Origin of the sequence: Paenibacillus radicis (ex Xue et al. 2023), from assembly GCF_024722015.1 — a bacterium.
Taxonomy (GTDB): Bacteria; Bacillota; Bacilli; order Paenibacillales; family NBRC-103111; genus Paenibacillus_S.
This window is the reverse complement of the sequence record NZ_JANQBD010000047.1, coordinates 14,458-36,397: the sequence shown is the minus strand read 5'-3', so window position 1 is coordinate 36,397 and position 21,940 is coordinate 14,458. Positions and strand designations below refer to the sequence as shown.

Here is a 21,940-nt window from a genome sequence, read left to right as displayed (position 1 = left end):
AAAAGGAGCGTTGAAACAACGATTCCTGATTAGTTCTGGACCCTTTGTCAAGGACACTAAAAGATTCAGGCAGCTGTCATAAGATTATTCCTGTATTGAACTAGGGCACTGAAAAAGGCTGCTTTTTTTCAAATATATTAAAAAGCCAACCTCAAACCAGAGCTGTGCCCTCCCCCGATCATTACTCCGCATCAAATTCCTGCAAACCTGCAGTTATTTTTTTAGAGATGTATGAATTTCAGAGAAAAAACTGTAGAAAGTACAGTAATTTTCATCGAATACGGTCAGATTCAGCTAAGCATGAAAAAAGGCTGCACATTTGCGGGAATTTAAGAATATTACGATAAACCGGCCAAAAGGATGTATGGATGCAGGTTTTTGGGGGAGGCAATGGTTTCGAATCGAATGGGTCGAGTTGCAAATTCAGACCATGTATCTATTCGTTTCGTTGATAAATGCATTCGGTCTGTTTCAGTATAGATTCTCTTTTGACACGATGAAATTCCCACGGCTGTTACATATAAAAAAGTACCCACAGGGCTGTCCCAAAAGGCAGCCAGTAAATGAGTCGGCCCCAAACTATGTACAAAGACGCCCCCATAATCACTATGTAAGTGGGGATGGGAGCGTCTTTTTGTCGAGGATACTGTCAATTAGTTCGGTTGTCCCAGTGGAAGCAAGTAGGGAAATTCCTATCAGAGAGAGGGTTCAAAAATCCAGAAATGACTTTTGGGTCAGCCTCTATAGGTACCAGTGTAGACTAGATGGTTTCTTTTCTTGTTGTCTTTGGCAGGCGCGTCAAACGATTATCCCATTTTGAGGCTTTGGCTAGTACAAACAGCAATACCGATACCTCTGCTGCTGCACCAAGCGACTGGGCCAGCGCCCCGATCTTGCCGTTCCAATCCGGGAAAAAAGCAACGGATATAATGAGAGTCAACAATACTGTACAAACATTGGTTGCTTGCGAATATACGAAAACCTTGGTTTGGTTTCGCAGCATTAGCATTCCGTTGCAGAAATCCAGCCAAGGGTACACAAGCGTAATAATCATAAATACACGCAATGTTGACAGAACTTCAGGCATCAAGCGGTCATTCAATCCCATGATATGCTGCATAAACCAAGGACCGACGGGGCTGTAGGCTAATATAGCCATACATATACTTGGAAATAATGAGAGCACAGCAACGAACCGTTTGACCGCGTCCTTGTCTTTTTGGTAAAAGTTGAGGACAATTTGATGAATGTAGGAGAAAAAGCTATGAACGAGCTCCGTCAAGCTGGCTGCGACCGCAAATGCGGCTACGGAGAGCTGGATTCCCGATGTTTTGCCAAGGTACACATTAATGGAAGGCTCTATAATTACAGCAATAAAAGCTGAGTAGAGCAGCGGTCTGTAAAATTTGAAAATATGCTTGGGACGCTCTACCGGATGGTTCGGGACTTTTTTCGGAATGACGTTTTTCAGAAGAATGCGCCCTTCGATGAAGCTGACAATAGACTCAATGATCATACCGGTCAAAAAAATAATAGCACCCACGACACCGCTTGTAACACCTTCGGTCTTAATGAAATAAAGCGACAGCAAATACATCCCGGCCAGACGGAAAATCATACCGAACGTCAGCCATTTGGTCCGTAAATTTGAAATAATAATACCGTGAAAGACGCAGCGGATGCCGGAAAAAATAGTTACTAGCATGGCTACCCTGTAAACTTGCTTCATGGAATCGGTCATCTCTGCACTGGCGCCGAACAAATGGGTGAACACGAATGTGCCCAAAGGGGAATAGCCGATCAGCAAATCCAGTAGAAAGATGGAACCAAGCACATATAAGGTAACGAGAACCATGGATTTGAATGATTGATGGTCCCTGACAAGAACCGAGCAGGTTTGCCTGAGCAAAAGAGCCGGTCTTTCGGTTATGTACATAATGCTCATTGGAAGTGCATAGCTCGCAATGACCAACTCGGGATTCGGGGCACGGGCTAACGTGCTGTTGATTATGACATGGGAAAGGGCCGTAAGGCTTGCCGAAAAACCAAGTGGAATAAAAAAGGAAAGCAGCTGTCTAAAAGGGATTCGGATTTGATCGTTGTCGGACATGTTCTAAAGATCCTTCCCGCTAACAATATAAGGTTACATTCATTGTAAGGTTAATCCTGAGGAAAAACCACCTTAATTGTAAAAATGAATGAAATGGTTTTTGCAAATGATTGGAATCAACTTCAGTTGCTCGATGACAGTTATCAACCACTTTTTCTCAGACGCTCGGAAACAAAGCTCTTGGTTCACACGTCTATATAGGCAACCATACTGTAGAGATTGAGGTGAACGTTATATGTTTAACACCGGACCGTCCATGGGCGGAGGCTTTGAAGTGATGTTTACTATTGTTCCAATATTGATTGTAATTGGGTTTGTGATCGTCATTGTCGGCATCATCACCAACGGCGCACGTTATTTCAAAAATGCGAAGGCGCCGCGACAATCTGTGTTTGCGAGGGTAGTCGCCAAGCGGATGGAGGTTCGCAACCATACAAGCCATCACAGCAATAGTAACGGTGGGATGCATCCTGTGAACTCCTCCAGGACGTATTACTATATTACACTGGAATTCGATAATGGAGAGCGGAAGGAATACCTCGATGTGAAAAGCTTATTCGGTCTAGTTGTTGAAGGGGACGAGGGATATGCCGCTGTTCAGGGCGATTGGATCGTCGCTTTTGAGCGGGAACGGGTGTAACTGACCGCCATGCAACACCAAATCATGAGCTCAGGACATTTCCAACGCGCGCAAATCCGGGCGCGAGCTGCGGCATTGCATGGCAGTCGGTCGACCCCAAGCGGCGGGCAATAATAAGGAGTTGCGGCATTGTATGTCAGTCGGTCGAACTCCAAGCGGCGGACAATAATAAGGAGCGTTGCTTGGGTTTGCTTTGGTCGATCGTCTTCATCCAACGCGGCACCGACGCGCTGGGTGTCGCGGGGTTTTGCTGCTCGTTTCGAAAGGAAGGGTACTGAAAATGGGAGAGATTTATTTTGAAGTACATTGAAATTGGATTGGGAAATAAATGGTTTATAAGAACAGAAACGGAATTTGCAGATGGTACTGAAATAGAGGGAAAAGGCATTGTACGCCCGGTAAAGCTGCATTCGATGTACTTCAGAATTTGGGTGCGTAAAAGCGTATTTATTCTGGATTTAAGAGAGGGGCTGAAAAGGCAAAGGAAAGGTCGTAATGCTTATAAATTAATATTTGGCATAACAAGCTACTAAACTATTCATACACAACTAATATCGGTCGATATAACCTATAACTACTAAGTCCGAAAGGCGTGTATACATAATGATCAGGTGTCCTAAATGCTCTAAGCTTATTGAGCTGCAACTCAAAGATTGTTCTTGTGGCGAGACCATCAAATACACTATCGCAGAGAGATTTGATATTCTTGCTGAATCTGTTGAAAATGCGCTCAAGAAGGAATTAGAGGCAAGGAAAAGAAGACATTAGTACAATGTTTTCTTTGTAAGCTCAACTATTTAAGTTCAAACCAATTTGGAGGAGGAGAGTCGAGTAATGAATACGAATACCGCGAAGGAAGAAATCCAAGAACAACTAGGTGAGCTCGATGCGCTGTTCGTATTCTTCTACGAATGGCTGGCAGGGCAATATGATCCTGCAACGGGTGGGTTCTATTACGCACGAAGCTCCTATGACATGGTCAATTTCATACCGGATATTGAATCGACCGCGCAAGCTGTGAATATTATTGAGAGATCGGGGCTTCTGAACGAGCTGCCTGAGCGCGTGCGACAAGGACTGATCGCTTTTTTTCAAAATAAGCAGGATGCGGATTCGGGGTACTTTTACGATGCCGATGACAATATGCGCAAGGATGAAGTGATGGTGGGGCGTGCGCTTGGTTACAGCACACGTTCTTTACAGAAGCTCGGCGGACAGCCGCTCTATACATTGCCTCATAAAAAGCAGGAGCCACCTGCGTTCATGCAATCACCCGATGCCTACGTGGAATGGCTGAAAAGCGTCGATCTGCGCAACAGTTGGAGAGGCTGCGACCTCATGTGCGCGCCGAATCACCATGTAGCGTCGCTGAATGAACAAGATCGGCACAGTTACGTGGAAGCGGCTGCCGCTTATTTCGCATCCATGCAGGACCCGGAAACAGGGCTGTGGGGCGGGGGCAATCTGTATATCCGCATCTCAGGGACCTTTAAACTTAATATGTTCTATAAGCGTTTCGGGGTGCCGGTACCTCATCTTGACCGCATCTTTCGTACGATTCAGTTGTGCTTGAGGACGGAGGAAGCGATTGATATGTGTTGGATTCGCAATCCCCTCGATTTGCTGGAAGCATTCCGCGAGGAGTTGAAGGTGCCTGCGGACGAATATGCCGAAATTATGCGCATCTCCGTCGCCAACATGAAGAAGCTTCTTCGTTCCGACGGCGGCTTCTCACGGGAGCTGAAGCATTCTCCGCCGGCTCCCAATGTGGCTCAGGTCAAGGAAGGCGAGTTCTATCCGTACATGCCGGTAGCGGTGCCGATTGGTCTCGGCCGTGTAGAGGGCGATATGAATGCGGGGACGCAGGCGTTATGGATTCGCCAGATCGGCTATGAGCTCGGCGGCTTCGATCACGAGCCTCTGGAGTATGCTCATAAATTCCGTAGTGCAATAGAGGCACGATTGGTTTAATTGAATAAAGCACAGTGGATCCAGTTCTCGAATCATGCTTTCAGCGGAGGAACAGATGAAATTTTATGTTGCATCGAGCTTTAAGAATATAGACTCGGTTAAGTATGTTAGTGAGAGACTTATAAGTAAAGGGTTTATCCATACCTATGATTGGACACAACTTGGAAAAGCATCAACCATCGAGCAGTTAAGAGAAATAGGCCACAAGGAGAAAAATGCTGTAATTGAAGCTGACTTTATTGTAGTTCTGCTGCCGGCAGGAAAAGGGAGCCATATCGAATTAGGTATTGCACTGGGGCAAGGCAAACCAATCTATCTGCATTCTCCGAATGAGGAAGTAACTAATTTGGAAACAACCAGCACGTTTTATCATTTGCCTGAAGTTGAACCCTGCTTTGGAACCATAGAGGAGTTAGTTGATCTTATAGCGTCAAGAGGTCAAATTGAAGCAAACTAAGCTGGTGGTGGGGGCATTAAACCTCAACGTGTTGCGCCAGTGAGGCAGTACAAAAGCCGATCCCTATTAGGCAGGCATCACTAGCTGGAAAACATCCCGCTAATTCTGTCTTCAGGATCATAATGAAGCATTTTGCTGGAAAAAGTACCTCTATTTTAGTCCAAAATACCCTCAAGTGGGGAAAAGTGTTAAATTAGCGCCGGGAATTCCAGTTACTTCGACCCGACGCGAAGAAATGGGCAGATTAGCGGGAGCTTTTCCAGTTAGATGTTGAGAGGACCATAAACAAAAACCAGTCTAACACATTGTTTCCGTGTTTTGACTGGTTTTTCTTGTTTTGACTGGTTTTTGTTGTTTTAAATGGTTTTTCTGGTTTGTTGTGGTTTTTCTGGTTTACTCGGGGCAGGTTTGAATCGTAGGCAGCTTATTTTTCAAAGGCATGCACTTTCATCGGCCACTATTGTCCCATCCGAGTGAGTACGCCTTCGAATGAAGTGTCCACTTTGTCGTCACCGCATAAATAACGCCAGAACTTGGCTGTTTGGATCTGATTAACGCGTGCCTCATCCCCGCACCATGGATGGTACGCTTTTTTGAATACATCGCGTACTTCCGGACTGTTGTAGTCATCGGTGTTAAACAAGCTGCGCTGCTCTTGGCCGGGGCGAAGACGCAGCTTGAACACATAGCGTGTATCATCTGTGTGATTCGGCTGCGCGCAATGCCAAATGCCATGATGAAGGAAGCCAATGGAACCGGCTTTGGATACCATCCGCTTTTGGCCGACGATATTTTTGTAGCGGGCTATGCTGCCGTTGCTCACCTTGCGCAGATGCGAGCCCGGAAGGACCAGGGTAGGGCCCATTTCATCCGGTGCATCATGGGAGAAATAGAACGCTTGAATATCAAAGCCAAACGGCCGGGTGTCAATAACGGAATCAGCGTGGTAAAATTGACCCTTCAAGTGCTTGGCCCGCACAATATGCATAAATGAGTGGTCGTAGATCGGGTATTGACCGACAAAGCTTTGGATTGCGCCTTTAACCTGCGGCAGCTCAAAAATTTCGCGGATAATGCTTGATTCATTCCAATAGGTGGAGCCGTTGCCTTGAAATTCACGCTGCTCTTTATAAGCCGCTTCATTCAGCTCTTGCGGTACGATCTCATCAAGCTTCAGAAACCCGTTTACGGCAAATTCAGCCATCTGCTTGGACGTTAATAGATGCTTCTTATCAACGCTACTCATGGATAGTCACCTTCTTTTCCAAAACATATTCATAAGGCAAATGTCCTTGTTCATGCTCGTATCCGCTTAAAAAAATCGGCATAGACGGAAGCTGAATGACATTCCAGCCATCACGCATCGCATCCAGCACAGAAGCGTACAGCGGCTCGTTGGAATCACCGGTGTTCATTTGAAGCTGCCCCTTCGGAATGGTGCTGTCGTACAGCGCCCAAGCAACGGTGCGGGATTCGAGGTCTGGATCTGCCAGGTGCAGAACTAAAATTTTTTGACGGGTTACGCTCATGGTTCTGTTTTCCTCCTAAGGGTTTCGCTTTAGCGAAACCAGTATCGTAAGCATTGTCTTTATTGACTTTAGCGAAATTGGCTTGGTTTTTGTGAGAAAACCAATGCCTTATGTACATATTGTAGTATGCAAATGCGACTGTGAGGATGTATGATAATAGCAAACATTTGCACAATGCTAAGGTGTTATCGGCTGATAAGTACTTATGTCGGTTGGAACACTAGAATAAATAGGGTTCTGTGATTTTAAAGCCCAAAGGGATGGATAACATGGATCAGGATAGGCTGCAGCTTCAGCTGATTCGCAGCTATTTAGAAAATACACAAATAACGCTGCAAACAGCACATTATACGAAAACTGCGCAAAATTGGCGTGCTACGAACATGATGACGGATGTGAACCGGTTTTATTTTATCCGTGAGGGTGAAGGGTGGATTCATATTCGAGGTAAAGACTACAGCCCGCGCAAGGGTCAGCTTTATTTGCTGCCAGCGGGAATGAAGCTTTCGTACTCGCCTGTAAACGAGGATAATACATTGGGGAAATTTTGGTGTCATTTCTCGGCTACGATGGGGGATATCAACCTGTTTCAGATGCTGGAGCTGCCGCATTGGATTGAAGTAAGCGACGAGCAGAAGCTGGAGCGTCAATTTCAAGAATTGATCGAGCTGCATAACAGCAATGCGGTGTCCGCTCCTCTACGCATTAAATCGATTCTCTTTGAGATGATTTCCGAATATATCGAGCATTCCTCCAAAGAAGAGCTCCATTTGACTGCAACGACAACTAATTCCAAAATCAATAGCGTGCTCTCTTACATCGAGAGCCATTTGGCTGAAGCGATGTCTATCGATGAGCTGGCGAAGCTGGTGCATTTTCACCCGAATTATTTCATGAACTACTTTAAATCGATGATGGGCTTGTCCCCGATCATGTACGTAAACAAGAAGCGGCTGGAGAAAGCCCGCCGCCTGCTTGCCACCACTGAATTGTCGATCTCCAATATTGCTGAAGGCATTGGGATGGAGCTGTATTATTTCTCGCGGTTATTCCGAAAGCAGACCGGGATGTCCCCGTCCGAATACCGCAAGGCGTCTGGGAAAACAACGATGGCAGAAGATGACGATGAGCCTTCAGGGTCGATAGTTTAGAGTCTTAGAACTATGCGCCTTTAAGCTTTAGCACTCATCAGCTACAGCTACACAATTGCGCCCGCTTGCTTTGGCCTTATACAGCGCATTGTCCGCGTATTTCAGCAGCTTCTCCAGCGTTTCGGCTTGCTCATTCCGATAGGCGATACCAAGGCTCGCGGTCACCTGCAAATCTCCGTGGCTTGTAGGGAAGCTCAAGTCGCTTATCCCTCTGCGAATTTGTTCTGCCAACGCTTGAACCGATTCGTTAGAGGTGTTGTTGATCAAGAGAACGAACTCTTCACCGCCGTAACGGCAGAAGGTTTGTGATTCGTCATGCAGCAGGTAGGTGCTGACGCGTCCGGCAACAGACGCCAGCACCAGGTCGCCGACAGGATGCCCGTACTGGTCATTGACCCCTTTGAAGTGGTCAACATCGAACATGATAACGCCAAGATGACTGAACGTATCGACAGACTGCTGAAAAATGCGGACGGCTTGCTCGAAGAAATGCCGCCGATTATGAATCCCGGTCAATACGTCCGTTGCAGCTAGCCGCTGCATTTGACGATATAGCTGAGCGTTCTGAATATAGCTGCCTACTTGGCTGGTGTAGGTGAAGGCCAGCCCCACCTCGCTTTGAATATAGGGGCTGTGGTTCTGTGCAATGATCATTCCTCGAACCTTGCTTTCAATCAAGATAGGCAAGTGAAGGAAGCTGACCCGGTTCATTTCCTTCACAATCGGCTGCTCTTCCTGCTGAAGCAGGTTGAACATTTCGTTAGCTTGGCTTTCCGCGTATTCAATGTCTTTGTAACCGCTGGAAGATTCATCATACCGCGTTATCATGGCTGTCAGCGTATCGTAATGCTGAATCCATAATGCAGCACTGGTGTAAGGAACCAGCTCCCTTAAGGAAGCGAGAATTCGCTCGTTAACCTCCCCCTCATCCAATGTCGAGCTGACTGAAGAAAGCGCATGCCGCAGCTTCTCCCCGTCTTGCCTTTGTTTAAACTCCGCGTTGTATCGGCCTTCCAGCTCGACGGTTTGTGCTGTTTGCATCAGCAGCCCGGAGATTTGCTTCAACATCCGATTAAAGACACGGCCTAACTGGCCTATCTCATCCCGTGCAGTTGTATTCGCATAGCTGCGTAAATTCCCGGCGGCGGCTTCATTCATATGCTGAACCATACTTTTGAGAGGGTTTGTGACCCAACTGGACAAGGCTAGCATGATAAGGAAGAAGGACAGGACAAAAAACAGCAAGGAGAGAAGCGTTGGGTATTTATAAAGGGAAGACAGCTTGTGATTGATTTTGTTGCTTTCCACGACAACCACAACGGAGCCCTCGTAGGAGGTTTCATTATTGTCAAGGAACGGGATGACTGCGCCTAAGTAGGGATTGTCTTGGTAAGTATAGGAAACGATGCCTTCCCTGCTCGATTTAACAGCGTCCAACAGCTCAGGGACATCCAAGACAGCGCTGCTGGTTTCTTGATTTTTACTCTTGAAAAGCACCCGGCCATCGGTGTTCACTACATAGATTATGGATATCTCTTTGTATTTCCAAAGTATTTCTTTGGACTGCTCATCGAATCCAACCAGATCCCTATCTGTGATTCCGAGCGAATGAATGCGGTCCAATTGACTTTTCAGACTTTGCCCTATGACTAGAATTTGCTCCTCAAGCACTTCGAAATATTTTTTTTGAAACAGATAGGTGCCAATGACATTGTTTAATCCAATGGAGACAGTCAAAATAATCACAAGCATAATCGTTATTTTTGTCTGAAGTTTGGTGTATGTCATCATCATAGTTTCTCCCATTCAAACTGCATATGTCCCACTTTTATACATTTTCGATGCCGTAAAAAACAAAAAAATCTACCAAAGGTAGATTTTAAGAACCTTCGTTGGGAACTCGGCTGCCGTAGTATATAACCTTAGGCCCGTGGCTTTGCGTCCCTCCCTTTCGAGCAGGTTTGCCTTTGACATCGGAAGATGTATATTTTGTAATGGATAGTATTTGACAGGGGAGTTGAATATCCTTTTTACATTAAGATAAATTTAGGACTTTAGACTTAAATCTGTAGTTCAATTGACTCCGGGCCTTCAGCAGGCTTCAAATGTGCTGTTAGCTCCTTAACAAAAAACAAAGAAGTGAAGGGCAAGGTGCCGTCAGGCAAGGTGACAACCCCTATAGAACGGGATGGTATCGGTTCGATCACTTTAATCTCAAAGAGCGTGCCTGCCTCGAGATCTTCTTTCACAAAATCCCTTGGAAGCATGGAGACGCCCATCCCTTTACGGACGAATTCAATAAGCAGATCCACCGATCCGAGCTCAATGTCGGGCATTACATCGATGCCGTAGGTGTGAAGGAAGGCGTGGAAAAAGGTGCGTGAACGGCTGTGAGCCGAAAGCATGACGAACGGGTTTCTGACCAATTCTTTGAGAGTTAAGGGGGAATCAGCTAAACGGGCATACTCTGGACCTGCAACAAAGCAGTCCTGTATCGTTTTGGTTGCTTGCACCTGAATCCGGTCATCTACAGGTAGGTGGACGATGCCGCAATCGATAGCTCCGTCGCCTAACCGTTTTAGAATATCCTCGGTTTTTCCATGAGACAGACAGATGCGTACTTCCGGTGCCTTCTTGTGAAACTCGGCGAGAAAAGGGAGGAGATAATACTTGCACAACGAGTCGCTGGCTCCTAGACGGATCGTCCCGCTTAAAACAGACTTCATCTCGCTGATCTTACGCTCTCCGGCTAGAATCAATCCATAGGCCTGCTCTACAAAATGGTACAGCACCTTGCCTTCCTCCGTCATTTCCACTCCCTTGGGCTTGCGCACTAGCAGACGAACTCCCAGCTGCTCCTCCAATTGCTTAATAGCATAGCTGGCGCTCGGCTGCGTTATATAGAGCTCCTGCGCGGCTCTAGTAATACTCCCGCATTTCACCGTGTAATAAAACACTTTGTACTGATCCATTGCACTCATGACATAGATCCTCTCTATGGATTATATAAAATAGTTCAATTATTTATATGTCTAACTATTCCCTATAATAAAGCTAACAGCTCGAAGCATGCAAGTCAGGACAGCGGGCTCAACTATTGGGAAGCTCTGTGAACAAGCAGTAGGCAGCTTGACAGAGGCTTTTGGAAGAGGTGTTCAAAAAATGGGAAGGGTAGAACCGGAACGAAATTCTCGCTCGCCATGGGCGGCGCTTTACGACAGGGAGGAGGTAGAAATTCACCCGCCAACGAAGCCACCTGACGGAGCAATTGCAGTACCTGGAAGTAAGAGCTACACGAACCGTGCCATTCTTATTTCTGCTTTGGCAGAGGGCTCTTCGATTCTTGGGGATATTTTGCGCAGCGATGACTCCTATTGGTGTCTGAATGCTCTGCAACAGCTTGGCGTTAGCTTGCAAGTAGAGGGGAATACGGTATCGATAGAAGGAACCGGTGGGGAATGGCCTAATCCGGCAGGCAGCTTGTATATCGGAGCGGCGGGCACTATCGCGCGGTTTCTGCCAGGTGCGCTGGCAGCCGGCAGCAGGGGCAGTTGGCTGCTGGAAGGAAATAGGCGCTTGAGTGAGCGGCCTGTCCGGCCTCTGATCAAGGCATTAAATACAATGGGTGCGGATATTCGGTATACAGCAGACATTGGGCAATTGCCGATTCGCATTGAGGCGAGGGGGCTTGCCGGAGGAAAAGTGACGGTATCGGGGGCGGTTTCGAGCCAGTTTCTAAGCGGTCTGCTTATTGCGAGCCCTTATGCCAAGCAAAGGACCGAAATAAGGGTAGCCGATAAAATGGTGCAGCATGCTTATGTAGGAATGACTATAGAGCTCATGAAGCGTTACGGTGTTGTAGTGGAGCATAACGAGGCTTATGATCATTTTATCATCGAGCCCGAGAGGTATCAGGGCCAGAATGTTCAACTGGAGGCGGATGCTTCCACCAGCTGCTATTTTCTGGCCTATGCGGCTCTGACCGGCGGCCATATACGGATTACAAATCTGACCGCAGCCACACTCCAGCCTGACTTCGGCATGCTCAAGGTGTTTGAGCGGATGGGATGCAAGGTGAACAGCGATGCTGAAGGGATTGAGCTCTGGGGGCCAGAAATGCTGCAAGGTGGCTTCACCATCAGCATGAGGGAAATGTCGGACCAGACGCTAACCCTTGCGGCACTTGCCCCATTCGCCGACGCGCCAATTACGATAACGGATGTGGAGCATATCCGCACTCATGAGTGTGACCGGATCAGCGCTATGTGCGACTCCTTGACGCGTCTTGGCATTCAAGTGGAGGAACGCCGCGACGGCCTGACCGTTCATCCGGGGATGCCTGCTGCTGGCGAGGCGCTGGATACTTACGATGATCACCGGATGGCGATGTCACTCGCATTGATCGGCTCTCGGGTAGGGGGCTTACGTCTGCGAGATCCAGGCTGTGTGTCCAAAACCTGCCCGTCTTATTTCGAGGATATGCGGAAGCTGGGGCTGCAGGTCATAATTTGAGAGGCTTATTTTAAATTATAGCGCCATCTTGGGCGGGCAGGCCAGGCAGGGAGTAGGAGATTTAGTCCTATTCCCTTTTTCTATAATATCAGCCTTTATAAGTTTTCAGCGGAGCTGAAGAAGTCTGATATTGCAAGAAAAGCTACAACTAAGACACGAATGTCTCTTCCTCGAAAGGGCATCGATCAGAAGCTTTTCTTATAATTTGTGGTAAATCAAACATCTCATAGTAATTGTATTTCCTGCTGCTCTCCTATAAGCTTAATAAGAAGGGATAGGATACGGACGGCTGGACCCGGCAGGGACGCTGCTGAGGATTCGGATTCCTCTGTAAATTGCCAAGAGAGGAGATTATGCCTCCATGCTGCATAAGCATAAGTTTATTAAAACCAAACTACTTATTAGCTTGGCAATAGCTACGCTGCCGGGCTGCCAGAGCGAGCCGGTTCCACAAGCGGTTTCGGTCGAATCGAAAGCTCAGAAAGCCGTTAAATTTAATCCGCCGGTTGTTATTACAACAGCAAAAGCATTGCGGGATTACGATAAGCTGAAATATAACGATACAACGGAGAATAACCCGATAACGCGATGGGCTAAGGACAGGTTAGGTATTATTCAAAAGAACAAATGGATTGTAACCGACCAGAACGCGGCGCTTGCTACCAAGATCAAACTCGCCCTGTCAGGTGGAGACGAGCTGCCTGATGTGTTGTTTCTTACTAATCACGATATTCCCGAGCTGTTGGGCGATCTGGTCGATTCGGGTCAAATTATGAATGTCGAAGAAGCCTTTGAGGCCTATGCTCCCAAGCGGGTCAAAGAGGCTTATGAAAAAAACAAGGATGTGTGGAAAACCGTCTCTTTACAAGGTAAAGCTTGGGGGCTGCCGCAAATATCCGATGGCAAGGTAGGAGATCCGATTCTGTGGATACGTCAAGATTGGTTGGATAAGCTGCATTTGCTGCCGCCCACTACCCTGGATGAACTGGAAACGGTTATGGATGCATTCATCAACGGAGACCCTGACGGAAATGGCAAAAAGGATACGATTGGATTGGCTCTTGCAGGGAAAAATTCGTTGAACAATTGGATGGGAAATGTCAGCTTCTTATTTGGGGCCTATGGGGATCAGCCCGATCAGTGGAACCGGATGAAGGACGGCAAGCTTGCTTACGGTTCTATTCAGCCGGGAGTAAAGCCGGCGCTTGCCCGACTAGCCGATTGGTATGAAAAAGGTTATTTGGATCCGGACTTCGGTACCCACGATGAGCAGCAAGCCGCCGCCGTATTCACATCAGGAGCCGCGGGAATTATTTCAGGTCCCGGCTGGATGGGGGGATGGCCTCTAAGTGAAAGCCCGCTCGGTCCGGGTGTGTTTAAGCCAATTCCTTACCCTGCGGGACCGGATGGTAAAATCGGCAGACTCGGCTCGCGGCTGTCATACGGGAGTTATTTTTTCCGTAAGGACTTTTCCCACATGGACGCTGTATTTGCTTATTGGGATCAGGTGTACGGCTCATTGATCGAGGATCCCGAGTCGGATTTTGTTAATGGTTACGCTGAAGGATACGACTATATTATTAAAGATGGCCAAGCCATCTATGATTTTCCCGGGTCAGGCAGTACGATATCCAATTTTTTGCTGTTTGGACCGGGCAGCGCACCTCCCATGGTTATTAGCGGGGATAGTATAGAACAACGCGTATTCCAGGGGCGCATTCATTCTCCGTATGAAAAGAAATTGGCTGCTACTACATCCCGCTTATTTCTGGAAGGACGAATCGTCGGCGATATTCAGGCGGCTTATTCACAGAAGAACGAGTTTGTAGGTCCAAACACACCATCCATGGCTTCAAGATGGCCGCTGCTGAAGAAATTGGAGAAGGAAACCTTCTTAAAGATCGTGTACGGCAAGGCGTCTATCGATTCATTTGACGTATTTTTGGGGCAGTGGTCTGAACAAGGCGGAAACCAAATAACAGATGAGGTTAATCAATGGGACCTGACCACCCGTTAATTCACATGAAAGATGAAAGCTCGTAACAGCAGGCGCTGAGCGGGCTTTTTTTTGTTTGGCGGCAGAAATATAAATTTTATTGTCTTTCTTGAAACGGCTTGCAAAAGTATTTATTAATATGGAAGATTGTGGTTAAATTGAATAGGACTTGAGCCATTGCAGCCAAGGGTTTAGCTATTTTATGATGAAGGGGACTTCGTACAATGATGCGTACACATTTATTCAAGCTGCTGATACTGGCTCTGATGGTCACTCTGCTAATCCAGCCGGGTTCGGCTTGGGCGGACACGAACACACTGATTCCCGACACTGAGATGGAGAGAGCACTTCGGGATCAATTGAAGAAGCAGCAAGGGGAGCTTACGATAGACGATTTGGCTCCTATTAATTCGTTGAATGCGTCCAAGGGCTATAGCATCAAAAATTTGGCGGGTCTTCAATTCGCTAAGAAGCTCAATCGGCTGGTGCTTTCCAATAACCAGATCTCCGATGTATATCCGCTCAGCAGTCTGAATCAGTTAATTATGCTGGATTTATCCAAAAATGAAATTAAGGATGTTCGGGCTTTAAAAAGCTTGAACCGGTTAAGAACTTTATTTATAAGCAGAAACCCTGTATCCGATGCTGCTCCTTTATGGAGCTTAACTTCGCTGCAGGATCTTTTTCTGAACCAAACCGAAGTCAAAAGTATTGCGGGTATTTCCGCGCTTCAGCAATTGGTTTTTCTGGATTTATCGTATAACGCTATAGCGGATATGCAGGAAATTAGTAAAATCACCGGTCTTAGAAATTTGTATCTATCAAATACAGGCTTAAGCGACCTATCTGTGCTATCGAATCTTAAGGAGCTTCGCAAGCTTGGACTAAACGGCAATAAGATTCAGGATATTAAGCCGCTATCCGCTCTGACACATTTGCAGGAGGTGAATTTAAAAGGAAACCCGCTGCAGCAAGAGGCGAAGGAAGTTATACGAGGGCTGCTTGAACGTGGTGTGAAGGTCGAGTTTGATAAAGAATTATTTCCCGACATATCAGTTGTGATCCCTGTATTTATTGATGATGAGAAGCTGAGCTTTGAAGAGCCGCCCGTCAATGTGAATGGCTCGGTATTGGTTCCTTTTCGAAAGATTTTTGAAAAGCTCGGGCTTACAGTTAATTGGAATGAAGCTACACAAGAGGTATCGGGCCGAAGTAAACAGGCGGATATTAAGTTAACCATCGGGCAAAAAGCGGCGCTCGTCAATGGCGAGAGTACGGTGCTGTCGGAAGAACCCCGGATAATTAACGGTGTCACCTTTGTTCCATTGCGCTTTATTGGGGAGGCATCCGGTAAAGAAGTACATTGGAATGAGGCCAACGCTTCAGTGCAAATCGCAACCAAAACAGCGAACGGCCAAGGGAAGCTGTACGATGATAAGGCCCATTTTTTGGCTTATAGCGGTGGTTTAGCGGAAGGCAAGCAGCAGGGACAAGGGACTAGCTACTATCCAAACGGGGATGTTTTTTACGAGGGCCAATGGGATCAAGGACAAATTGACGGCTATGGGAAGCAATACGAGGCAAACGGCAAGCTCCAGATGGAAGGCGAGTTCAAGAACGGCTTGCTGGACGGTCAAGGAAAGCTTGTATACGTCTCAGGCGAACGTTTGGAAGGCTTCTTTGTCAAAGGAAAGCTGAACGGCCCGGGGAAATTGTATAATGCCAAAGGAAGGCTCGTATATGTCGGCGATTTCGTGGACGACAGCCTTCATGGAAAAGGGACCATCTATTATGACGACGGGAGCTCGTACTCCGGTGACTTTGTTAGAAACATTAAGAGAGGTTACGGAACGCTTCACTATACGGATGGAGTCCGATTCGAGGGCAAGATCAATGATCAGGAGATCATTGAAGGCAAGTATTACATTGGGGAATCCTATTTATGGTACGAGGGGAAATTTAGCAAAAACAGCTTTCATGAAGGGATCATGTACTACTCCAACGGGGCCAAATATGTGGGGAACTTCCAGGATGAGAGCTTTCATGAAGGAAAGTTTACGGATTCCTCCGGGAAAGAGCTAGTCAACATGAATAATGGAACGGGAGTACATTTTTATACAAATGGGGATTGGTATGAAGGGGAGCTTGTCAATGGCGATCTTCATGGTAAGGGCTCCTATTACTCGCCGCGCGAAGGGAAAACAACAGGAACCTTTGAACATAACGAATTGAACGGACACACGCAAATGTATACGCTCAAAGGTGAGCTTGAGTTTGACGGGGAGTACCGGAATGACAAGCGTAACGGTCCAGGCAAAGAATATGGCAAGGACGGCAAATTAAGATATGAAGGAAGCTATAAGGATGGCAAGCGAAGCGGAAGTGGCAAAGAGTATGATTGGAAAGGCAAGCTGACATACGAAGGCGAATATGCCGACGGCACCTGGGAGGGCAAAGGAACTCAATATCGTGAGGGGGTTCCCTTCTATACAGGAGGTTTTCAGAATCGCAAGCATCACGGCAAGGGCAAGCTCGTTTATTACAACGGTGACAGTTACGAAGGCGAGTTTAAAGAGAATGAATTCGGGATCATCGGCGCTTTCCAAAGTGCATCAGGCGGGAAGCTTGAGAACGGTCAGGGACAGGGCGAGGGGATGTACCGCAAAGCGGACGGTTCGATTTATAAGGGTGAGTTTGATAAAGGCACTATGCAAGGAAAGGGAGAATTGTATCGGGCGAGCGGCAGTCTCTCTTATCGGGGTCAATTTGAACAAGGAAAACCTCACGGTCAAGGGATGTCTTATGATTCGGAAGGTGTCAAATATTACGAGGGCACTTATAAAGACGGATATATTCAGCAAGGCAAGGAATTGAATAAGGAAGGCCAAGTTATTTATGAGGGTTCTTTTGATTACGGGGAATGGTCTGGGCAGGGGCGCCAATATACAAACAAAGGGCGTTTGCTTTATGAAGGAGAGTTTGAAGAGAGCAGCTTCCATGGCAAAGGCACTTTATATTATAGCGACGGCATCGTGTATGCGGGGATATTCGATTATGGTGATTTTGGGGAAAAGGGAGCTTTCACCGATGCTAGCGGCAGTGTAGTGCAGGTAAACCGGATCTTGAAGGGGACAGGGAAGTTCTATCAAGCCGATGGTGGTATTTATGAAGGAGAGCTGAAGGAAGGTAAGCCTGAAGGACAAGGCAAGCTGTTCGATGGCGATGGCAAGCTGGAATACACAGGCCTGTTCAAAAATGGTTATCGCGCCAATTGGGACGACTAAGAAGCGTGGATAATCGGGGCAAGGCAGGATTGGTTCTAGTCATATAATCATGCTAATTGGGCAATCTATCCAATGGGGTGATTGTATTGAAGATGCGTGTTATAGCAGCAGAGGCATTGCTAGCCTTAACGATGATAGGACATCAAGCTACAGTTTATGGGGAGCCTCAACGTGAAAAAGCTATTGAAGAGGCATTGCTGCAAGAATTGCACACTGAAATTGAATCTTCACTGAATAGTATTTATAGCGAAAAGTACTCACAATTTCAATGTGCTCGTATTGTGTCTATCAACGAAAGACTTACCGTCTCCAAGCAGGGCACTAAGTCCAAGCCGGTAGATGCGATTCATGGGGCCAAGTATTTTGAAATCAATGTCGGATTGCTTAGGAAGAACGATGAGTATGTAGAGTTAAGGTTAAAAAATGATACGGCCTCAGCGCAATATTACCTTGTAAATTACAGTAAGCGTGATCGTCCTATGGGGTTCAGTTGTTTGTAGAGGAATCTCTAGTTCAATCTTTAAATGACTAAAAGCCGAACCCTTTCCTAGTGGAAGTGGAGTACGGCTTTTTATTTGGCTTTTAAAGCTTATGATTGAGAGGATCTTTTAAACCGATAGGGGCTAAGACCGACATTCTTTTTGAACAGTTGGCAAAAATAAGAAAAATTGCTCAGACCGATTGAGAGACCGATCTCTTGAACCGTCATATCACTAGTTTTCAGAAGCCAGCAAGCTTGGCGGATGCGCCGTGCCGTTAAGTATTCAGTAATGTTCGTCCCAATCGATTGCCGGAAAACCGCCGATACATGATTGGGGGATAGATGAACGGCTTTGGCTAACTGATCCAGCTGGAATTCCTCCATGTAATGCTCCTCGATCCATTCCATGACAAGCTCAGCGGCGGTAGACTTAGATTGAATAGGAGAAGCGGTTGGAAGTATGGAGCCTCCGCGGCTTTTTAACAGCTGCAATAGCGCAACCAAGAATAGCATCTGTTCTTCAAGCAGTGCTTCAGGGACTGCGGCGGAAAGCTGCTTCCGGTAATCACTCAGCAGCCGTTCAACGGACTCTTGCGGCAATCCGGTAAAAATTTGCGGACTTGCAGAGCCTTTCCACAGCTGGCGGAAAAATGACTGCAGCGTGACGAACGGCGCTAGAAAGCTATCCAGAACAGCAGGCTCAAAAACAAATAATGAACGAATATAAGGCGATCCCGGACTAAGATTCAATTGGATACGATGGAGCTGAAAGGGCCGGAAAAAGACAAGACAGCCTGGCGACAGCTCGACTATTTGTTGATTGACAACGACACTTCCTTGCCCTTTGTGGACATAGAGAAGTTCCATTCCCTGATGGGCGTGAAAGATATCCGTAAATTCATCCGTCCGGTCTTTGCTAAAAGAAAGCTGAACCGGATGCTGATTCAGATTCATATAGTTCATAATTTTCATGATCGCTCACCTCGGCAGAATCAACCGTAATACAACAACATTTTATCATAAACGCACCAAACAATGCTCCGTCAATTTTTGCTAAGCTAACGGTATAGGTGTTTTAAGTAAATGAAGCTGTGCTGTTCGGTGCATACACAATAGCAGAAACTGATAAGGGAGCGTGACTGATTGTGATTAAGCAAAGGTTGATTCAAGGCTGGGAGCATCACCGTGGAAGCTTGGGCGGGCCTTGGGAGGTATGGCGTCAGGATAAGCTGCAAAATCACTATAATGTGCCATGGCATGGAGTGGAGCTGCCGCATACGTACAATGGATTGGATGTACTGGACCCGGACGGAAAATATTATCAAGGCCAGGGCTGGTACCGGACGAAGCTAGAGGTGAATAATCCTTACCCGCAAGGCCGTACGCTGCTTCATTTTGAAGGAGCGGGGCAAAGTTCGGATGTGTATGTGTACACAAATAAGGTAGGCTCGCATCTGGGCGGCTACGATGAGTTTACGGTAGATATTACCGATGCGGTTGAAGAAGCAAGAGGTATTGAGCGGTACAGCGGACTTGTTCCCATTGCTATTGCATGCGACAACAGCCGGGAGCTGGAGACGATTCCATCGGATGCGAGTGATTTTAACCTGTATGGCGGGATTTACCGGTATTTGAACCTGGTGTACGTTCCAGCGGTTTCTGTAGAGCGTGTGCATGTACAGACTGAGTTGGCTGATGGACATGGCAGCTGCCGAGTTGCGGTCCAAGGCGTGCTGTACAATCCTTTGAATCTTCAGGACGAGCTGGAGCTGACGGTACATCTGCAGGATAGCGAGGGCAAGGAAATTGCGAAGTTTACGCAGATTTCGAAGCCTTGGAGCGGGATGAAGCAGCTGGCTGAATATGAGCTGACCAATCCGACGTTGTGGTCAACGGAGCAGCCTTACTTGTACAGCTGTACGGTAGAGGTGGTAGGGAATAGCGGTGCTGCTGGAGCATCGGCAGCTGAAGCTAAAGGCAGCACAGCCGGAACAACGGAAGTTGAAGGCAGCTCGAAGTTGGTTGAGCGGTTTGGTGTACGCAGCTTTGAGTTCGTGAAGCGCGGTCCGTTTAAGCTCAACGGCGAACGCCTGCTGCTGCGCGGAACACACCGCCATGAGGATCATGCGGGTGTAGGGCCTGCCATGACTGAGGACATGATGCGTACGGAGATGCATCTGATCAAAGACATGGGCGTGAACTTTATTCGCCTCGGCCACTACCAGCAATCGCGAATTATACTTGAGCTGTGCGATGAGCTCGGCATCCTCGTATGGGAAGAAATTCCTTGGTGCCGCGGCGGCTTGGGCGGCGAGCAGTACAAGCAGCAGTGCCGCGACATGCTGACTGCGATGATAGAGCAGCATTATAATCATCCTTCGGTAATCCTGTGGGGATTAGGCAACGAAAACGATTGGGAATGCGACTTTGATTATTTTGATCAAGAGGCCATCCGTATTTTCATGAAGGAACTGCATGATTTATCCCATGAGTTAGATCCGAGCCGGTTGACGGCGATCCGCCGCTGCGAGTTTTGCAAGGACATAATCGATGTGTACTCACCTTCTATTTGGGCAGGCTGGTACCGCGGCATTTATACGGATTACGAGGAAAGCAGCCGTCAGGCATTCGAAAATGTCGATTCCTTCTTCCATATGGAGTGGGGAGCGGACAATTTGGCGACACGTCACGTAGAGAAGACGTTCACCGGCTTTGAGTTCATTAAGCAAGGCGACGGAGATACGGATGAGCGGGATGGAGACTACCTGCTTACAGGTGGCGAGCCTCGTGTATCCCGTGACGGGGACTGGTCGGAAACTTACTTCTGCGAGATGATCGATTGGTATTTGAAATCTCAGGAAACGATGGAATGGCTGACTGGGGCTGCTCAGTGGGCATTTAAGGATTTTGCTACACCGGTGCGTCCGGACTCGCCGATTCCATATTTGAATATGAAGGGCATCATTGAGCGCGATTTTACGAAAAAAGATGCTTACTACGTCTATCAATCGTATTGGACCGATAAGCCGATGGCACGCATTTATGGACATACGATGCCGGTTCGTTGGGGACAAGCGGGAGAATTGAAAAGCATCAAGGTTTATTCCAATTGCACGGAAGCAGAGCTGTTCTTGAATGGCTCCAGTCTCGGCGTGAAGCAGCGCGACTCGCAAAACTTCCCGGCAGCGGGCTTGCGTTGGGATACTGTGCTGCAGCCTGGAACGAACCATGTTAAGGTAGTAGCAACGAAGGCTGGCGTAACCGTAAGCGATGAGCTGACGTTTGAGTATCAAACGGAGAGCTGGGGCGAGCCTGCCGAGCTGCGGTTGAACTCGCAGTCACAGACGGATGGAACCATTCTGGTGGAGGCTTTGGCCTACGATGCAAGCGGCGTGTTATGTCTGGACGCAGCCAATTTTGTTCGATTCGGATTGACAGGCGACGGTAAGCTGATTGACTTCCAAGGTACGGTGCGAGGCTCAAGCCTGATCCAGCTGACCAATGGGCGGGCGCGCATTTTGATCGACCCAGCTGGAGGAGTGGTGGCGGGCGTGTCTGTGACCGGTTTCGTATCCGCGAGCGGCCCGGCTTCGGGAGCAGGCGCTGCGAGTGCGGGCGCAACAAATGCCGAAGCAGCTCCAAGTACGGCAAGCCTGAGCTCAGGAGCGAACGTTAGCGGGGATGTAGCTTCTGGCCGTAAGCCTGTGTCCATAGTTAGTGTGGCCAGCTCGGGTCTATCTACAGCGTTCATCACGATTTAAAGCATACAGCGTTAAGCTTGTATTAGTCGTAACAATTGTACAGATGCA

At 47.5% G+C, this 21,940-nt stretch carries 16 protein-coding genes and 1 riboswitch; of the genes, 10 read left to right on the top strand and 6 right to left on the bottom strand.

The genetic code is table 11. The features are described 5' to 3' along the window. Window positions 1–760 precede the first annotated feature (760 nt). A complete protein-coding gene (locus NV381_RS35955; protein WP_258218083.1) occupies window positions 761–2,110 on the bottom strand; it encodes a multi antimicrobial extrusion protein MatE in 1,350 nt (449 codons plus the stop codon). Between the two features lie 235 nt (window positions 2,111–2,345). Here NV381_RS35955 and NV381_RS35950 point away from each other — a divergent pair, with 235 nt between their 5' ends. The 4 genes from NV381_RS35950 to NV381_RS35935 all read left to right on the top strand — a co-directional run bounded on the left by NV381_RS35950 (window position 2,346) and on the right by NV381_RS35935 (window position 5,178). After that, window positions 2,346–2,750: a DUF2500 domain-containing protein gene (locus NV381_RS35950; RefSeq protein WP_258218082.1), complete on the top strand. Its 405-nt coding sequence runs from the start codon at window positions 2,346–2,348 to the stop codon at window positions 2,748–2,750. A gap of 296 nt (window positions 2,751–3,046) precedes the next feature. Beyond that, window positions 3,047–3,283, top strand: coding sequence for a DUF3977 family protein (locus tag NV381_RS35945; RefSeq protein WP_258218081.1), 237 nt, complete (start codon window positions 3,047–3,049; stop codon window positions 3,281–3,283). Window positions 3,284–3,584: 301 nt separating this feature from the next. Further along, a complete protein-coding gene (locus tag NV381_RS35940) occupies window positions 3,585–4,721 on the top strand; it encodes a hypothetical protein (RefSeq protein WP_258218080.1) in 1,137 nt (378 codons plus the stop codon). 55 nt (window positions 4,722–4,776) lie between these two features. Beyond that, entirely contained in the window at window positions 4,777–5,178 is a 402-nt protein-coding gene (locus NV381_RS35935) for a nucleoside 2-deoxyribosyltransferase (protein WP_258218079.1), read from the top strand. A gap of 457 nt (window positions 5,179–5,635) precedes the next feature. Here NV381_RS35935 and NV381_RS35930 read toward each other — a convergent pair whose 3' ends face one another. Further along, window positions 5,636–6,424 (bottom strand): phytanoyl-CoA dioxygenase family protein, encoded by a 789-nt coding sequence (locus NV381_RS35930; protein ID WP_258218078.1) that lies wholly within the window; start codon window positions 6,422–6,424, stop codon window positions 5,636–5,638. Further along, window positions 6,417–6,707 (bottom strand): hypothetical protein, encoded by a 291-nt coding sequence (locus NV381_RS35925; RefSeq protein ID WP_258218077.1) that lies wholly within the window; start codon window positions 6,705–6,707, stop codon window positions 6,417–6,419. The genes NV381_RS35930 and NV381_RS35925 overlap by 8 nt, the downstream gene beginning before the upstream one ends. Window positions 6,708–6,976: 269 nt before the next feature. On the opposite strand from NV381_RS35925, the gene NV381_RS35920 reads away from it, so the two are divergent. Beyond that, window positions 6,977–7,858, top strand: a complete 882-nt coding sequence (locus tag NV381_RS35920) for an AraC family transcriptional regulator (protein ID WP_258218076.1) — start codon at window positions 6,977–6,979, stop codon at window positions 7,856–7,858. Window positions 7,859–7,885: 27 nt separating this feature from the next. Here NV381_RS35920 and NV381_RS35915 read toward each other — a convergent pair whose 3' ends face one another. Together NV381_RS35915 and NV381_RS35910 are read right to left on the bottom strand one after the other, a co-directional pair. Continuing rightward, window positions 7,886–9,646 carry a diguanylate cyclase gene (locus NV381_RS35915; protein WP_258218075.1) on the bottom strand — a complete coding sequence of 587 codons (1,761 nt, stop codon included), beginning with the start codon at window positions 9,644–9,646 and terminating at the stop codon, window positions 7,886–7,888. A 103-nt stretch (window positions 9,647–9,749) separates the two neighbouring features. Then, window positions 9,750–9,834, bottom strand: a riboswitch (cyclic di-GMP riboswitch). Window positions 9,835–9,918: 84 nt separating this feature from the next. Then, window positions 9,919–10,839 carry a LysR family transcriptional regulator gene (locus NV381_RS35910; protein WP_258218074.1) on the bottom strand — a complete coding sequence of 307 codons (921 nt, stop codon included), beginning with the start codon at window positions 10,837–10,839 and terminating at the stop codon, window positions 9,919–9,921. A gap of 181 nt (window positions 10,840–11,020) precedes the next feature. On the opposite strand from NV381_RS35910, the gene aroA reads away from it, so the two are divergent. The 4 genes from aroA to NV381_RS35890 all read left to right on the top strand — a co-directional run bounded on the left by aroA (window position 11,021) and on the right by NV381_RS35890 (window position 18,150). After that, window positions 11,021–12,370 carry a 3-phosphoshikimate 1-carboxyvinyltransferase gene (gene aroA, locus NV381_RS35905; protein WP_258218073.1) on the top strand — a complete coding sequence of 450 codons (1,350 nt, stop codon included), beginning with the start codon at window positions 11,021–11,023 and terminating at the stop codon, window positions 12,368–12,370. 361 nt (window positions 12,371–12,731) lie between these two features. After that, window positions 12,732–14,387, top strand: coding sequence for an extracellular solute-binding protein (locus NV381_RS35900; RefSeq protein ID WP_258218072.1), 1,656 nt, complete (start codon window positions 12,732–12,734; stop codon window positions 14,385–14,387). A 203-nt stretch (window positions 14,388–14,590) separates the two neighbouring features. Then, window positions 14,591–17,650 (top strand): stalk domain-containing protein, encoded by a 3,060-nt coding sequence (locus NV381_RS35895; RefSeq protein ID WP_258218071.1) that lies wholly within the window; start codon window positions 14,591–14,593, stop codon window positions 17,648–17,650. A gap of 92 nt (window positions 17,651–17,742) precedes the next feature. Then, window positions 17,743–18,150: a hypothetical protein gene (locus NV381_RS35890; RefSeq protein WP_419182334.1), complete on the top strand. Its 408-nt coding sequence runs from the start codon at window positions 17,743–17,745 to the stop codon at window positions 18,148–18,150. A gap of 89 nt (window positions 18,151–18,239) precedes the next feature. Here the strand turns inward: NV381_RS35890 and NV381_RS35885 are convergent, their stop codons facing one another. Continuing rightward, on the bottom strand, window positions 18,240–19,103 hold the full coding sequence (locus NV381_RS35885) for an AraC family transcriptional regulator (RefSeq protein WP_258218069.1): 864 nt from the start codon (window positions 19,101–19,103) through the stop codon (window positions 18,240–18,242). A 173-nt stretch (window positions 19,104–19,276) separates the two neighbouring features. Here NV381_RS35885 and NV381_RS35880 point away from each other — a divergent pair, with 173 nt between their 5' ends. Continuing rightward, on the top strand, window positions 19,277–21,892 hold the full coding sequence (locus NV381_RS35880) for a glycoside hydrolase family 2 protein (RefSeq protein ID WP_258218068.1): 2,616 nt from the start codon (window positions 19,277–19,279) through the stop codon (window positions 21,890–21,892). Window positions 21,893–21,940: the final 48 nt, after the last annotated feature.

Bases quoted from the DNA above. Each gene is read 5' to 3' on its own strand.
- NV381_RS35955 (WP_258218083.1), bottom strand. From the start codon at position 2,110: ATGTCCGACAACGATCAAATCCGAATCCCTTTTAGACAGCTGCTTTCC.
- NV381_RS35950 (WP_258218082.1), top strand. From the start codon at position 2,346: ATGTTTAACACCGGACCGTCCATGGGCGGAGGCTTTGAAGTGATGTTT.
- NV381_RS35940 (WP_258218080.1), top strand. From the start codon at position 3,585: ATGAATACGAATACCGCGAAGGAAGAAATCCAAGAACAACTAGGTGAG.
- NV381_RS35935 (WP_258218079.1), top strand. From the start codon at position 4,777: ATGAAATTTTATGTTGCATCGAGCTTTAAGAATATAGACTCGGTTAAG.
- NV381_RS35930 (WP_258218078.1), bottom strand. From the start codon at position 6,424: ATGAGTAGCGTTGATAAGAAGCATCTATTAACGTCCAAGCAGATGGCT.
- NV381_RS35925 (WP_258218077.1), bottom strand. From the start codon at position 6,707: ATGAGCGTAACCCGTCAAAAAATTTTAGTTCTGCACCTGGCAGATCCA.
- NV381_RS35920 (WP_258218076.1), top strand. From the start codon at position 6,977: ATGGATCAGGATAGGCTGCAGCTTCAGCTGATTCGCAGCTATTTAGAA.
- NV381_RS35915 (WP_258218075.1), bottom strand. From the start codon at position 9,646: ATGACATACACCAAACTTCAGACAAAAATAACGATTATGCTTGTGATT.
- NV381_RS35910 (WP_258218074.1), bottom strand. From the start codon at position 10,839: ATGAGTGCAATGGATCAGTACAAAGTGTTTTATTACACGGTGAAATGC.
- aroA (WP_258218073.1), top strand. From the start codon at position 11,021: ATGGGAAGGGTAGAACCGGAACGAAATTCTCGCTCGCCATGGGCGGCG.
- NV381_RS35900 (WP_258218072.1), top strand. From the start codon at position 12,732: ATGCTGCATAAGCATAAGTTTATTAAAACCAAACTACTTATTAGCTTG.
- NV381_RS35895 (WP_258218071.1), top strand. From the start codon at position 14,591: ATGATGCGTACACATTTATTCAAGCTGCTGATACTGGCTCTGATGGTC.
- NV381_RS35890 (WP_419182334.1), top strand. From the start codon at position 17,743: ATGCGTGTTATAGCAGCAGAGGCATTGCTAGCCTTAACGATGATAGGA.
- NV381_RS35885 (WP_258218069.1), bottom strand. From the start codon at position 19,103: ATGAAAATTATGAACTATATGAATCTGAATCAGCATCCGGTTCAGCTT.